This window comes from Microbacterium sp. LB12 (assembly GCF_037150835.1).
Lineage (GTDB): Bacteria > Actinomycetota > Actinomycetes > Actinomycetales > Microbacteriaceae > Microbacterium.
The window spans coordinates 116174-130179 of sequence record NZ_JBBCPF010000007.1; the positions used below are offsets into that span (position 1 = coordinate 116174).

16 protein-coding genes are annotated in these 14006 nt (G+C 67.5%); 14 read left to right on the forward strand and 2 right to left on the reverse strand.

Annotation, left to right across the window (positions count from 1 at the left end; genetic code table 11):
* Positions 1-182 precede the first annotated feature (182 nt).
* The 10 genes from secY to rplQ all read left to right on the forward strand — a co-directional run bounded on the left by secY (position 183) and on the right by rplQ (position 6894).
* On the forward strand, positions 183-1505 hold the full coding sequence (gene secY, locus WFM69_RS13590; protein ID WP_337005523.1) for a preprotein translocase subunit SecY: 1323 nt from the start codon (positions 183-185) through the stop codon (positions 1503-1505).
* Positions 1502-2107 carry an adenylate kinase gene (locus tag WFM69_RS13595; protein WP_337005525.1) on the forward strand — a complete coding sequence of 202 codons (606 nt, stop codon included), beginning with the start codon at positions 1502-1504 and terminating at the stop codon, positions 2105-2107. The genes secY and WFM69_RS13595 overlap by 4 nt, the downstream gene beginning before the upstream one ends.
* 1 nt (position 2108) lies before the next feature.
* Positions 2109-2960: a type I methionyl aminopeptidase gene (gene map, locus WFM69_RS13600; RefSeq protein ID WP_337005527.1), complete on the forward strand. Its 852-nt coding sequence runs from the start codon at positions 2109-2111 to the stop codon at positions 2958-2960.
* Positions 2960-3628 (forward strand): DsbA family protein, encoded by a 669-nt coding sequence (locus WFM69_RS13605; RefSeq protein ID WP_337005528.1) that lies wholly within the window; start codon positions 2960-2962, stop codon positions 3626-3628. The genes map and WFM69_RS13605 overlap by 1 nt, the downstream gene beginning before the upstream one ends.
* 163 nt (positions 3629-3791) lie before the next feature.
* A complete protein-coding gene (gene infA, locus WFM69_RS13610) occupies positions 3792-4013 on the forward strand; it encodes a translation initiation factor IF-1 (RefSeq protein WP_017201569.1) in 222 nt (73 codons plus the stop codon).
* 64 nt (positions 4014-4077) lie between these two features.
* The gene (gene rpmJ / locus WFM69_RS13615; RefSeq protein ID WP_005050492.1) at positions 4078-4194 is read left to right on the forward strand and encodes a 50S ribosomal protein L36; all 117 of its coding nucleotides are present in this window, start codon (positions 4078-4080) and stop codon (positions 4192-4194) included.
* A 180-nt stretch (positions 4195-4374) separates the two neighbouring features.
* A complete protein-coding gene (gene rpsM / locus WFM69_RS13620; RefSeq protein ID WP_017201568.1) occupies positions 4375-4749 on the forward strand; it encodes a 30S ribosomal protein S13 in 375 nt (124 codons plus the stop codon).
* A gap of 31 nt (positions 4750-4780) precedes the next feature.
* Positions 4781-5179, forward strand: a complete 399-nt coding sequence (gene rpsK, locus WFM69_RS13625; protein ID WP_017829189.1) for a 30S ribosomal protein S11 — start codon at positions 4781-4783, stop codon at positions 5177-5179.
* Positions 5180-5310: 131 nt separating this feature from the next.
* A complete protein-coding gene (locus tag WFM69_RS13630; RefSeq protein WP_017201565.1) occupies positions 5311-6300 on the forward strand; it encodes a DNA-directed RNA polymerase subunit alpha in 990 nt (329 codons plus the stop codon).
* Positions 6301-6333: 33 nt separating this feature from the next.
* Positions 6334-6894, forward strand: a complete 561-nt coding sequence (rplQ, locus tag WFM69_RS13635; RefSeq protein ID WP_337005531.1) for a 50S ribosomal protein L17 — start codon at positions 6334-6336, stop codon at positions 6892-6894.
* A 73-nt stretch (positions 6895-6967) separates the two neighbouring features.
* Here the strand turns inward: rplQ and WFM69_RS13640 are convergent, their stop codons facing one another.
* Positions 6968-8542: an AMP-binding protein gene (locus tag WFM69_RS13640; RefSeq protein ID WP_337005533.1), complete on the reverse strand. Its 1575-nt coding sequence runs from the start codon at positions 8540-8542 to the stop codon at positions 6968-6970.
* A gap of 101 nt (positions 8543-8643) precedes the next feature.
* Entirely contained in the window at positions 8644-9855 is a 1212-nt protein-coding gene (locus tag WFM69_RS13645; protein ID WP_337005535.1) for a PAS domain-containing protein, read from the reverse strand.
* Between the two features lie 162 nt (positions 9856-10017).
* On the opposite strand from WFM69_RS13645, the gene WFM69_RS13650 reads away from it, so the two are divergent.
* From WFM69_RS13650 to WFM69_RS13665, 4 genes are read left to right on the forward strand one after another with little or no spacing between them, the layout of a single operon-like run.
* Positions 10018-11034: a Bug family tripartite tricarboxylate transporter substrate binding protein gene (locus WFM69_RS13650; RefSeq protein WP_337005537.1), complete on the forward strand. Its 1017-nt coding sequence runs from the start codon at positions 10018-10020 to the stop codon at positions 11032-11034.
* Between the two features lies 1 nt (position 11035).
* On the forward strand, positions 11036-11605 hold the full coding sequence (locus tag WFM69_RS13655) for a tripartite tricarboxylate transporter TctB family protein (RefSeq protein ID WP_337005539.1): 570 nt from the start codon (positions 11036-11038) through the stop codon (positions 11603-11605).
* Complete coding sequence (locus tag WFM69_RS13660) at positions 11605-13152, forward strand: tripartite tricarboxylate transporter permease (RefSeq protein WP_337005541.1); 1548 nt, start codon at positions 11605-11607, stop codon at positions 13150-13152. The genes WFM69_RS13655 and WFM69_RS13660 overlap by 1 nt, the downstream gene beginning before the upstream one ends.
* 37 nt (positions 13153-13189) lie before the next feature.
* A complete protein-coding gene (locus WFM69_RS13665; protein WP_337005543.1) occupies positions 13190-13987 on the forward strand; it encodes a sulfite exporter TauE/SafE family protein in 798 nt (265 codons plus the stop codon).
* Positions 13988-14006 lie beyond the last annotated feature (19 nt).

Consider the following 14006-nt stretch of genomic DNA (forward strand, 5'->3'; position numbering starts at 1 on the left):
CGCTGCACAAGAGGGGTCGGAGATTCTCCGGCCCCTCTTGTGGTTGCACACCCCGAGATCGCGGGGTGGTACCGCCTCCAGCGGGCCGCCTGCGGGTGACGAATTCCGGGAACCCCGGTTTGCGTTACCCTGGTCTTTCAGCCGTCCTTCGGGAATCGGCAACCTTTTCAGGAGGAACGTCCTTGTTTAGCGCCATCGCGCGGATCTTCCGCACACCCGACCTGCGTCGGAAGATCGGTTTCACTCTCGCCATCGTTGCGATCTACCGACTCGGTTCCAACGTCCCGGCGCCGTTCGTGAACTTCCCGAACGTCGAGCAGTGTCTCGCTGCCAACGCGGGCACCGACGGCCTGCTCGGACTGGTCAACCTCTTCTCCGGCGGTGCGCTGCTGCAGCTGTCGATCTTCGCGCTGGGCGTCATGCCCTACATCACCGCGACGATCATCACGCAGCTCCTGCGCGTCGTCATCCCGCACTTCGAGGCGCTGCACAAGGAAGGGCAGGCCGGTCAGGCCAAGCTCACCCAGTACACGCGGTACCTCACGATCGCACTCGCGCTCCTCCAGTCGACGACTCTCGTCACGGTGGCCCGCAGCGGTCAACTCTTCGGCTCGACCGATCTCGCTGCGTGCCAGCAGCTCCTGACGAACGACGTGTGGTGGGCGCAGCTGCTCATCATCATGGCGATGACCGCCGGTACCGGCCTCATCATGTGGTTCGCCGAGCTCGTCACCGAGCGTGGCATCGGCAACGGCATGTCGCTCCTCATCTTCACCTCGATCGCCGCGACGTTCCCCGGCGCCATGGGTCTCATCTGGCAGACGAAGGGCTTCGAGGTCTTCCTGCTCGTCCTGCTCGTCGGAATCATCGTGATGGGCCTGGTCGTCTTCGTCGAGCAGTCGCAGCGGCGCATCCCGGTGCAGTACGCCAAGCGCATGGTCGGGCGCCGCACCTATGGCGGCACGAACACGTACATCCCGATCAAGGTGAACATGGCGGGTGTGATCCCCGTGATCTTCGCGTCGTCGCTGCTGTACATCCCGGCGCTGATCGCGCAGTTCAACACCCCGCAGGACGGCTCGACGCCGGCCGCGTGGGTGACCTGGGTGACGACGCACTTCACGACCGGAAACAGCCCGTTCTACATGGCGGCATACTTCCTGCTGATCATCGGCTTCACCTACTTCTACGTGGCGATCACGTTCAACCCGGTCGAGGTCGCAGACAACATGAAGAAGTACGGCGGGTTCATCCCCGGCATCCGCGCCGGACGCCCGACCGCGGAGTACCTCGACTACGTGCTCACCCGCATCACCCTGCCGGGTTCTCTCTACCTCGGTCTGATCGCGCTCATCCCGCTGATCGCTCTGGCCACCGTCGGCGCCAACCAGAACTTCCCGTTCGGCGGCGCATCGATCCTCATCATCGTGGGTGTCGGTCTCGAGACGGTCAAGCAGATCGACGCGCAGCTGCAGCAGCGACACTACGAAGGGCTTCTCCGATGACAGCAACCGCACGTCTTCTCATCGTCGGCCCGCAGGGTTCCGGCAAGGGCACGCAGGGCGTGCGCATCGCCGAGTCCTACGGCATCCCGGTCGTGTCGACGGGAGACATCTTCCGCGCGAACATCAAGGAGGGGACGCCCCTCGGCCAGCAGGTCACCGCGATCCTCGACAAGGGCGACCTCGTTCCGGATGAGCTGACGAGCGAGATCGTGCGCGACCGGCTGTCCCAGGACGACGCCGCACAGGGGTTCCTGCTCGACGGGTATCCGCGCAACACCGCCCAGGTCGAGCACCTCGAGGCGTTCCTCGCGGAGCGCGGCGAAGCCCTGGACGCGGTCCTCCTCCTCGATGTCCCTCGCGAGGAGAGCCTGCAGCGCTTGACGCTCCGTGCCACCGAGCAGGGCCGTTCCGACGACACCCCGGAGGCCATCGGCCACCGCCTGGACATCTACGAGCGCGAGACCGCTCCGATCCTCGAGGTCTACGGCGCCAAGGGCATCGTCGACCGCATCGACGGTGTCGGCTCTCTCGATGAGATCACCGAGCGCATCGCCGAGGCGCTGGCCGCGCGCGGTCTTCGCCCCGCAGTCTCCGCGTCCTGAGATGTTCCGCCGGTCGATCTACAAGACCCCGGCTCAGCTGCGATCGATGGTCGAGCCGGGCCTGATCACGGCGGCGGCGCTGGAAGCCGTCCGTCCGCTGATCAAGGCCGGCGTCACCACGCTGGAGCTGGACGCCATCGCGAACCGGACGATCCTGGCGCGGGGTGCGGAGTCGAACTTCCAGCTCGTGCGTGGCTACCGGCACACCACCTGCATCTCGGTGAACGAGCAGGTCGTGCACGGGATCCCGGGGGAGCGGGTGCTGCAGCCGGGAGACATCGTCTCGGTCGACTGCGGCGCGCAGTTCCAGGGGTGGAACGGCGACAGCGCGATCACGGTCGTCGTCCCGGATCCGGAGCGTCCCGACGTCGTCGCACAGCGCGAAGAGCTCTCTCGCGTCACCGAGGGGTCGATGTGGGCGGGCATCGCCGCCATGGCTTCGGCATCCTCGATCGATGAGATCGGTGCGGCGATCCAGGAGTACATCGAGTCGCAGGGGCCGTCTGCGGTCTCCGGTGAGCCCTACGGCATCCTCCGTGAGTACGTGGGCCACGGCATCGGACGGAAGATGCACGAGGCGCCCAGCGTGTTCAACTACCGGACTCCGGACCGCGGCGAGGACGTGAAGCCGGGCCTGGTGCTGGCGATCGAGCCCATGGTGACCGCGGGTGGCGACTCGACGTTCATCGAGGACGACGACTGGACCGTGACGACCGTGGACGGCACCGACGGCTCCCATTGGGAACATAGCGTCGCCCTGCATGATGGGGGAATATGGGTGCTGACTGCGCCCGATGGCGGAAAAGCCGGACTCGCCCCGTTCGGGGTCGAGCCTCGAGAGATCGGAAAGTAATGGCAGCGGCGAAGAGCAACACCAACTGGTTCGCGATCGGCGTCTCGATCGCCGTGGTCGTGGTTCTGGTGGCGATCGGCGGACTCGTGGTGTTCCTCAACAACCAGGCGACCTCGCCCGGTGCCACGCCGAAGGCCAACGATCAGTTCAACTCCGAGACCGGAGCGATCTCGTTCGGCGACGGCGAGGACACCATCGCCGTGTTCGTCGACTTCCAGTGCCCGGTCTGCAAGACGTTCGAGGACCAGTTCGGTCCCCAGTTGGAGGCTGCGGCGGCAGACGGCCGCATCACCCTCGAGTACCACCCGATCGCCATCCTCGACCGCTTCTCGCAGGGCACCGAGTACTCCTCGCGGTCTGCGGGCGCGGCCGTCTGCGTGGCCGAGTCGCACCCCGACCTGTACCTCGACTTCGCCAAGGTGCTGTTCGAGAACCAGCCGGACGAGAACACGACCGGTCTGACGAACGATCAGCTCGCCGGCTTCGCGAAGCAGGTCGGTGCGGACGATGCCGCCTCCTGCATCACGGATGAGACATACCGCAAGTTCGGCGCCGCCCAGGCGAAGTCGCACGACATCACCGGCACGCCGACCGTCGAGATCAACGGAACGCGTCTCAACCTTCAGGACCAGGCCGACCTGAAGAAGTTCACCGACCTGATCAGCTGATCCGGCGGCCTCCGGCCTCGGGGGTCAAGTTGCCGGAAGGCTCCGGAGCGTCTAACATAGATCTTTGGTGCTTTATGCCTTGATTCGGCGTGTCCGTCGGTGCAGCACCACAAACCAATCACCCACCGCAGATCGACCGATCTGCAGAAGCGTCAGCGAGGCTATGGCTAAGAAAGACGGTGTCATCGAGATCGAGGGCGTGATCTCCGAGGCTCTGCCCAACGCGATGTTCCGCGTTGAGCTCAGCAACGGACACAAGGTCCTTGCAACGATCTCCGGCAAGATGCGGCAGAACTACATCCGCATCATCCCCGAGGACCGTGTGGTCGTGGAGCTCAGCCCCTACGACCTGACCCGCGGCCGTATCGTCTACCGCTACCGCTGATCGGTCGAGAAGTAACGGCCTGCCCCGCTTCGGGGCGGTACGAAGACAGCGAACAGGAAACATCATGAAGGTCAACCCCAGCGTCAAGCCCATCTGCGATCACTGCAAGGTGATCCGCCGTCACGGCCGCGTCATGGTGATCTGCAAGAGCAACCCGCGTCACAAGCAGCGCCAGGGCTGAGTCCCCTGGCGGGCCCGCCGATCCGATCGACGGGCCCGCGCTGTGCGGCATAGTTCACGCACATCTCACAACTGAACACACACAACGGCAGGATCAGAACCCGCGAGAGCGGGGGACACCTGGGGCGGAGGCCCCAGCACCGATCCTGTCCCACACCTCCACAACACCCAGGAGAACCGCATGGCACGTCTTGCCGGCGTTGACATCCCGCGCGACAAGCGCGTGGTGATCGCCCTTACCTACATCTACGGCGTCGGCCGTACCCGCTCGGTCGAGATCCTCAAGGCGACGGACATCGACGAGAGCATCCGCGTGAAGGACCTCAGCGACGACCAGCTGATCGCCCTCCGCGACCACATCGAAGGCAACTACAAGGTGGAGGGTGACCTGCGCCGCGAGGTTGCAGCAGACATCCGCCGCAAGGTCGAGATCGGCTCCTACGAGGGCATCCGCCACCGTCGTGGTCTCCCGGTCCGTGGTCAGCGCACCAAGACCAACGCCCGTACCCGCAAGGGCCCGAAGCGCACCGTCGCAGGCAAGAAGAAGGCCCGCTAAGCGCGGCCCCAGGGACTAGGAGAACACTTTCATGGCTGCACCCAAGGCCGCCGCGCGCAAGCCGCGCCGCAAGGAAAAGAAGAACATCGCGCTGGGCCAGGCCCACATCAAGTCGACGTTCAACAACACCATCGTCTCGATCACCGACCCGTCCGGCGCTGTCATCGCCTGGGCATCGTCGGGTGGCGTGGGCTTCAAGGGCTCCCGCAAGTCGACCCCGTACGCCGCCGGCATGGCTGCCGAGTCGGCCGCTCGCCAGGCTGCAGAGCACGGCGTCAAGAAGGTCGACGTCCTCGTGAAGGGTCCGGGCTCCGGCCGCGAGACCGCGATCCGCTCGCTGCAGGCCGCTGGCCTCGAGGTGGGTTCGATCCAGGACGTCACCCCGCAGGCGCACAACGGCTGCCGCCCGCCGAAGCGTCGCCGCGTCTGACGCGCGTCCGAGCCGCTCGGTCCTTCGGGTCCGAGCGGCTCGACGCCCGCGTGCGGGCATCGACTTCCACAACTCAAAACCTCACCCCACCACATGTCATATAGCGGGCATGTGATCGAAAGGAACACAGAGTGCTTATTGCACAGCGTCCCACACTGACCGAGGAAAAGATCGTCGAGAACCGGAGCCGGTTCATCATCGAGCCTCTGGAGCCCGGCTTCGGTTACACGATCGGCAACGCGCTGCGCCGCAGCCTGCTGTCGTCGATCCCCGGTGCTGCTGTCACCAGCGTTCGCATCGACGGCGTGCTGCACGAGTTCAGCACCATCCCCGGCGTGAAGGAGGATGTCACCGAGATCATCCTCAACATCAAGCAGCTGGTCGTCTCCTCGGAGCGCGACGAGCCCATCACGGCGTACCTGCGCAAGACCGGTGCGGGCGAAGTGACCGCCGCTGACATCTCGGCTCCGGCCGGTGTCGAGGTGCACAACCCCGAGCTCGTCATCGCGACGCTCAACGACACCGCGAAGTTCGAGCTCGAGCTCACCATCGAGCGTGGCCGCGGCTACGTCTCGGCGACGCAGAACCGCAACGAGTACGCCGAGGCCGGTCAGATCCCGATCGACTCGATCTACTCGCCGGTGCTCAAGGTCAGCTACCGCGTCGACGCGACCCGTGCCGGGGAGCGCACCGACTTCGACAAGCTGGTCCTGGACGTCGAGACCAAGTCGGCGATCAGCCCGCGCGACGCCGTCGCTTCGGCTGCCAAGACGCTCACTGAGCTGTTCGGTCTCGCTCGCGAGCTGAACGTCGAGGCTGAGGGCATCGAGATCGGCCCGGCGCCGGTGGAGGCAGTGAACTCCAGCGAGCTGTCGATGCCGATCGAGGACCTCGACCTGTCGGTGCGTTCGTACAACTGCCTGAAGCGTGAGGGCATCAACACCGTTTCGGAGCTCGTCGCCCTGTCGGAGACGCAGCTCATGAACATCCGCAATTTCGGCCAGAAGTCGGTCGACGAGGTGCGCGACAAGCTCATCTCGCTCGGTCTGTCGCTCAAGGATTCGGTGCCCGGTTTCGACGGCGCCCACTTCTACGGCGGCAGCGAAGACGAGTCCTTCTGATACCCGACCTTTCTGACCAGGAGTTAGACGATTATGCCCAAGCCCACTAAGGGTCCCCGCCTCGGAGGCGGCCCCGCACACGAGCGCCTGATGCTTGCCAACCTCGCGGCGGCGCTCTACACCCACAAGTCGATCAAGACGACCGAGACCAAGGCCAAGCGCCTTCGTCCGCTCGCCGAGCGACTGATCACGTTCGCCAAGCGTGGCGACCTGCACGCGCGTCGTCGCGTGCTGTCGGTCATCGGTGACAAGGAAGTCGTGCACATCCTGTTCTCCGAGATCGCGCCGCTCGTCGCCGAGCGTGAGGGTGGCTACACCCGCATCACGAAGGTCGGCAACCGTAAGGGCGACAACGCTCCGATGGCCGTGATCGAGCTCGTTCTCGAGCCCGTCACCCCCAAGAAGAAGGCTGCCGCCAAGGCTGCTCCGAAGGCTGAGAAGCCGGCTGAGGTCGTCGAGGAGGCTCCCGCTGAGGAGGCTCCCGTCGAGGACGCCGCCGCTGAGGACGCCGCCGACGCCGGTGCCGAGTCGCAGGCCGAGGGCGAAGCAGCCGAGGCTGCCGCTGAGGACGCTGTCGAGAAGAAGTCCGAGTAAGGACCTCGCTCATACGAAGAAGCCCGCCACCCTTTCGGGGTGGCGGGCTTCTTCGCATTCGCGGTGATTCCGGTCAGCGGGCGCGCAGATCCTTGCGCAGGATCTTGCCGGAGCTCGACTTCGGGATCACGTCGATGAACTCCACCTGGCGGACCTTCTCGTGCGGTGCGACGTGTGCCGCGACGTGAGCCATCACGGCCTCGGCGTCGAGCTCGGCGCCGGGTTGACGTACGACGAAGGCCTTCGGCACCTCCTGGCCGTCGTCGTCGAACGCGCCGATCACGGCGGCGTCCGCGATCGCGGGATGCTCCAGCAGCACGGCCTCCAGCACGGCCGGAGCCACCTGGTAGCCCTTGTACTTGATGAGCTCCTTGAGCCGGTCGACGATCCGGTAGATGCCGTCGTGGGTGACCGTGGCGACATCACCGGTGTGCAGCCAGCCCTCCGCATCGAGCATCTCGGCCGTAGCATCCGGACGGTTGAGGTAGCCGACCATCACCTGCGGTCCGCGGACCCACAGCTCGCCGGGTTCGCTGGCACCCTCCGCCGGGACGTCCACGTCGGTGCCCGTGTCCGGGTCGACGAGCCGCGCCTCGGTGTTCGGCACGAGCGGGCCGATGCTGGAGCGGTCGATGTCGCCGCGGGTCTCCGAGATGAGGTTCACTGCAGGGCTGGTCTCCGTCATCCCGTACCCCTGCGTGACGATGCATCCCAGGCGATTCGCGACGGCCGTGGCGAGAGCGCCGTCGAGCGGGGCGGCGCCCGAGAAGATGACCTTGACCGCGGAGAGGTCGTACTGGTCGACGATCGGGTGCTTCGCCAGCGCGACCGCGATCGGCGGTGCCACGAACACCCAGGTCGTGCGGTGCTCGGCGATGATGCGGAGGAACTCGGGCAGGTCGAACTTCGGCATGGTGACGAGCCCGGCGCGCTGGCGGAGCGCGAAGTTCAGCAGCACGGTCATGCCGTAGATGTGGAAGAACGGCAGCACGGCGAGCACCCGGTCGTCCGGGCCGACGCCCAGCACCGGCCGGCACTGCGAGACGTTGGCGACGAGGTTGCGGTGGGTGAGCATCACGCCCTTGGGGCGTCCGGTGGTCCCGGACGAGTAGGGGAGCACGGCGAGGTGCGTGGCCGGGTCGAACGACACCTCGGGCGCCGCATGTCCCTCGCCGAGAAGGGCCGGAAGCGACGGGTGACCTTCGGCGCCGTCCAGGACGATGACGTGGTCGGCGGGGATTCCGAGCTTCTCCGCCGCGGCCGCGGCGCCCGGGAGCAGGGGGGAGACCGTCACGAGCCAGGTCGCCCCGGCGTCGGTGAGCTGGTTCGCGATCTCGTCCGCCGTGTAGAGGGAGTTGATCGTGGTGGCGGTCGCGCCCGCGCGGAGGATGCCGTGGAAGACGGTGGCGAAGGCGGGGACGTTCGGGCACAGCACTCCGACCGTCGTGCCCACCCCGACTCCGCGGGCGGCGAGGGCGCCGGCGAACAGCTCGATCTGCCGCACCAGCTGGCGGTAGGTGGTGGTCGCTCCGCTCACGCCGTCGACGAGTGCGACGGCATCGAGCTCCGCCTCATCGAGATCGCTGAACAGGAAGTCGTAGATGGAGACTTCGGGGATCTCCACATCGGGGTAGGTACTGCGAACCATGAGATCTCCTTCGATCCGGGCAGGCCGACGGCGTCGTCGAATGCGATCCAGTGTCGCACAGAACGGCACTGCGTCCCAGGGTCGAAAGCGAAGCGGACGGCTCAGGCCGCCCGGTAGCGCGTGCTCGGGCGACCCTTGGTGGAGTAGTCGAGCGCGCGCGAGGCGCGTCCGGATGCGGCCAGGTGCTCCAGGTAGCGCCGAGCACTGACCCGAGAGATGTCGAGGTCCTCGCCGATCTCGGTCGCCGACGCATCCGTCCGTGCTGCCAGTGCCGTGGACACGCGGTCGAGGGTCTCGGCGCTCAGCCCCTTCGGAAGACCCAGGCGCTTGCGGAACGCGATGATCGCATCCGCGGTCTCCACCCTGCGCACCACATCATGGAGCTCGGTGTGGTCGCGCAGCAGCAGCGTCGCGCCGATGCCCGCGCCGTCGGCGTCGCTGCCCGTGCTGCGCGCCACCAGGACGTGGGATCCGACGATCACCGGACGTCCGGCCGACTCGCCTTCGCGGAGCACCGTCGACAACTCCTCGCCCAGCACGTCGACTGCCGACGCACCGTCGAGGTCCGCGGCATCCCGGTCGAGGAATCGCGCGGCCGCATCGTTGACGAGTGTGATGCGTCCGCCGCCGTCGACCGTGACCACACCCTCGCTGAGGCCGTGCAGAGTCGTCTCCTGGTTCTTCACGAGCGCAGCGATCTGGTGGGGTTCGAGCCGATAGATGCGCCGCCGGATGATCGACGTCACCCAGGCCGATCCGAACACGCCGAGCACCGCCGCGGCCAGCATCGCCGAGATGAGCCAGATGAGGGTCGCGCTGAACTCCTCGCTCAGCTCCGATTCCAGGATGCCCACGGACGCGGTGCCGATGACTTCGCCATCGTCGTCGCGGATCGGCACCTTGACACGCCAGGACGTGCCGAGGGTGCCGGTCTGCGTGCCGACGTACACCGCACCGGAGAGCGGGATCGAGGGATCGGTGGAGACCCGCTCGCCGATGCGCGCGGGATTGGGGTGCGAGTAGCGGATGCCGTCGGCGTTCGCGACGACCACGTAGGCGAGGTCCGACGCCTCGCGGATCACTTCGGCGATGGGCTGGATGGCGGCGGCCGGGTCGGGATCGTCGAACGCGGACTGGACCACCGGGAGCGCGGCGATCGACTGCGCCACCGCCTGCATCCGGTCCTTGTAGGCCTCGCGGAGCGCCTGCTCCTGGAACGCCCCGGCGACGATCCCGGTGGCCAGGGTCACCAGGAACACGATCAGCGCCTGCAGCACGAGCAGCTGCATCCGGAGCGTCATCTTCGAGGCCACCTGCTCATTCTCGCCCCTCCGTGCGGGAGGAGCGAGCGCGGGAGCAGACCGCCTGCGACCAATAGTTCCGTAACTCCGACCAATGGTTTCCGAAGGTTGAGCGCGACGGCGGCGCCTTCCAGTGTGGACCGACAGCATCACGAACGCTCAAGGAGGAGCGCAATGAAGAACGCACGCATCGGAGCACTGGCCGCGCTGGCGGCGGTGGCCGCACTCACCCTCACCTCGTGCGCCGGAGGCGGCGCGACCGAGGGCGGCGACGCCGAAGCCGAGACGGCCGCCGTCACCGACGTCTCGATCGTGGTCCCCGCGGATCCCGGAGGCGGTTGGGACCAGACCGGCCGTGCCCTGTCGCAGGTGCTCACGCAGGACGACATCGTCGCGTCGGCACCCGTGACGAACGTCGGCGGGGCCGGCGGCACGGTCGGCCTGGCGCAGCTCGCGAACGAGAAGGACCCGAACACGCTCATGGTGATGGGGCTCGTCATGGTCGGTGCGGTCGAGACGAACGCCTCGGCGGTCCGGATCGAGGACACGACCCCGATCGCCCGTCTCACGGACGAGCCGCTGGTCGTGGTCGTCCCGGCCGACTCGAAGTACGACACGCTCGAAGACCTCGTGGACGATGTGGTCGACAACGGCCAGGCGGTCACGATCACCGGGGGCTCCGCGGGTGGCGCCGACCACATCCTCGCCGGTCTCATGCTCGAGGAGGCCGGACTCGACGGCGCCGAGATCGCGGAGAAGCTGAACTACACGCCCAACTCCGGTGGTGGCGAGGCCGTTCCGCTGCTGATCGGCGGCAAGGTCTCCGCCGGCATCTCGGGTGTCGGGGAGTTCGCGCAGCACATCGAGAGCGGGGCGCTGCGGGCACTCGCCGTGTCGAGTGAGGAGCCCGTGGAGCAGTTGCCCGACGTGCCGACGATCACCGAGCAGGGCTACGACGTCGTGCTCACGAACTGGCGCGGGGTGATCGCGCCCGGCGGCATCTCCGAGGGGGAGAAGGACGAACTCGTGCGCGTGATCACCGAGCTGCACGAGTCGGGCGCGTGGACGGAGCAGCTGGAGACCAAGGGGTGGACCGACGCGTTCCTGGTGGGCGCGGACTTCGACGAGTTCCTGAGCGGGAACATCGAGGAAGTCACGGCGACGCTGAAGAACATCGGTCTGGTGCAGTGACATGAGCGTCCCCGGCACTCCGGGGATCGAGGAGCAGGGTGTGCGGGTCGGTCGAGACGACCGGCCCGTACACCGGCCGTCCTCCGTCCCCGTCGGCGAACTCGTGTTCGCCGCGATCATGGTCGGTCTCGGCATCTTCGCCGTGGTCGGCATCTTCCTGATCCATGTCCCCGTCGGCATGAAGGCGGGACCGACGGTGTTCCCGATCTTCGTCTCGGTGATCCTGCTCGCGTCGGCGGTCGCTGTGCTGGTCGGTGTCCTGCGAGGCGAGCGCGGCGGCGCCGAGGAGGCGGAGGACGTGGACGCGAGCCTGCCGACCGACTGGGTCACACTCGCCAAGCTCGCCGGCCTCGTGGTCGCGCACCTGCTCCTGATCGAGCCGCTCGGGTGGGCGCCCGCCGCGGCCCTGCTGTTCGGCGGCGTGGCCTGGTCGCTCGCGGCCAAGCGGTGGTGGATGGCCTTCCTGGTGGGCATCGCGATCGCGCTCGTGATCCAGGTCGTCTTCGGCGGCCTGCTCGGACTGTCGCTGCCGTGGGGGCCCGCCCTCGGTTGGCTCGGAAGGATGTTCTGATGGACAGCTGGACCCTGCTGATGGAGGGGTTCGCGACGGCGCTGCAGCCGCAGTATCTCGCGTTCGCCTTCCTCGGCGTCTTCGTCGGCACCGCGGTCGGCGTGCTGCCGGGCATCGGCCCCGCCATGACGGTGGCGCTGCTGCTGCCACTCACGTACACCCTCGACCCGGCCGCCGCCCTGATCACCTTCGCCGGCATCTACTACGGCGGCATGTACGGCGGATCGACCACGAGCATCCTCCTGAACACACCCGGGGAGTCGGCCTCGATCGTGACGGCGATCGAGGGCAGCAAGATGGCCAAGATCGGCCGCGGGGCGGCGGCGCTCGCCACCGCGGCGATCGGATCGTTCATCGCCGGGACGCTCGCGACGCTGGGGCTCACGCTGCTGGCACCGCTGCTCGCGCAGTTCGCGGTGAACCTCGGGCCGGCCGACTACGTCGCGCTCATCGTGATCGCGTTCATCACGGTCGGCGCGCTGATCGGCAGCTCGATCTCGCGCGGCATGCTCTCGCTCGGCGTCGGCCTGTTCCTCGGGTTGGTCGGCACCGACTGGCTCTCCGGACAGCAGCGCTACACGCTCGGGCTCCCGGCGCTGTCCGACGGCGTCGACATCGTCCTGGTGGCGGTGGGACTGTTCGCGGTGGGGGAGACGTTCTACATCGCCGCCCGGTTGCGGCACGGCGGCGTGGATGTGATCCCCGTCACGCGCGGATGGCGCTCCTGGATGACGAAGGCCGACTGGCGCCGGTCGTGGAAGCCGTGGCTGCGGGGCACGGCGATCGGATTCCCCATCGGCACGATCCCCGCGGGTGGGGCCGATGTCGCGACCTTCCTGTCGTACGCGACCGAGCGGAAGCTGTCGAAGCACCGCGACGAGTTCGGCCGCGGAGCGATCGAGGGTGTCGCCGGCCCGGAGTCGGCGAACAATGCCGCGGCCGCCGGCGTGCTGGTGCCGCTGCTCACGCTCGGCCTGCCGACGACCGCGACCGCGGCGATCATCCTCACCGCGTTCCAGTCGTACGGCATCCAGCCAGGGCCGCTGCTGTTCGAGAGCCAGTCGAACCTGGTGTGGGCGCTGATCGCGAGCCTCTACATCGGGAACGTGATCCTGATCGTGCTGAACCTGCCGCTCGTGGGCATGTGGGTGAAGCTGCTGCAGATCCCGCGTCCGTACCTCTACGCCGGCATCCTGCTGTTCGCGGTCTTCGGCGCGTACGCGCTGCACGCCTCGCCGACCGACATCGTGATCCTGCTGGTCGTCGGCATCCTCGGCTACTTCATGCGGAGGTACGGCTACCCGGTGGCGCCGCTCGTGGTCGGCATGATCCTGGGACCGATGGCCGAGGAGCAACTGCGCAAGGCACTGCAGCTGAGCCAGGGCGACCTGAGCACGCTGGTGATGCAGCCGTTCGCCGCAGCGGCCTACGGCGTGCTCGCCCTGCTGATCGTCGGCGGGCTGTGGCTGCGCCGTCGCCAGCGCCGCTACGAGCAGGCGCTCACGGAATCGATCGCGGTGCCGATCAAGGCCGATTCCGAGGTCTGAGTTCGAGAGGGGAGGAGGCCGCGAGTAGGCTGATCCGGTGAATGACGTACAGGCCCCGACACGTGGGCCTCGTGCCTACATCGCGTTCATCGGGATCGGCCTCCTCGCCGGCCTCCTCTCCGGCCTCTTCGGCGTCGGCGGCGGCACGGTCATCGTCCCGCTGCTGGTTCTGCTGCTGCACTTCGACCAGCGTCTCGCGGCCGGCACCTCGCTCGCCGCGATCGTGCCGACGGCCAGTGTCGGCGTCATCTCGTACGCCATGACCGGCTCGGTGGCGTGGATCCCCGCGATCATCCTCGCGGCGGGCGCCGTGGTGGGCGCGCAGATCGGCACGCGTCTGCTGCCGCGCATCTCCCAGACCGCGCTGCGGTGGGGTTTCGTCGGCTTCCTCCTCGTGGTGATCGTCAGCCTCTTCCTGGTGATCCCTTCGCGTGACGCCGCCTTCGAGCTGACCTGGCTCACCGGCATCGCCCTCGTCGGGGTCGGCATCGGCACGGGCATCCTCGCCGGGCTCATCGGTGTCGGCGGCGGCGTGATCGTCGTCCCCGTGCTGATGCTGGCCTTCGGCACGAGCGACCTCGTCGCCAAGGGCACCTCGCTGCTGATGATGATCCCGACGGCCATCTCCGGCACCGTCGGAAACCTCCGCAACCGCAACGTCGACCTGCTCGCGGCGGCGCTCATCGGCGTCTCCGCCTGCACGACGACAGCGCTGGGTGCGTGGTTGGCCACGATCGTCGACCCGACGCTGGGCAACATGCTGTTCGCGGCATACCTCGTCGTGATCGCCGTGCAGATGGCGCTGAAGGCGATCCGGGGGCGCAAGCGCGGCTGAGCCCCGGGGAGCGGCAAGT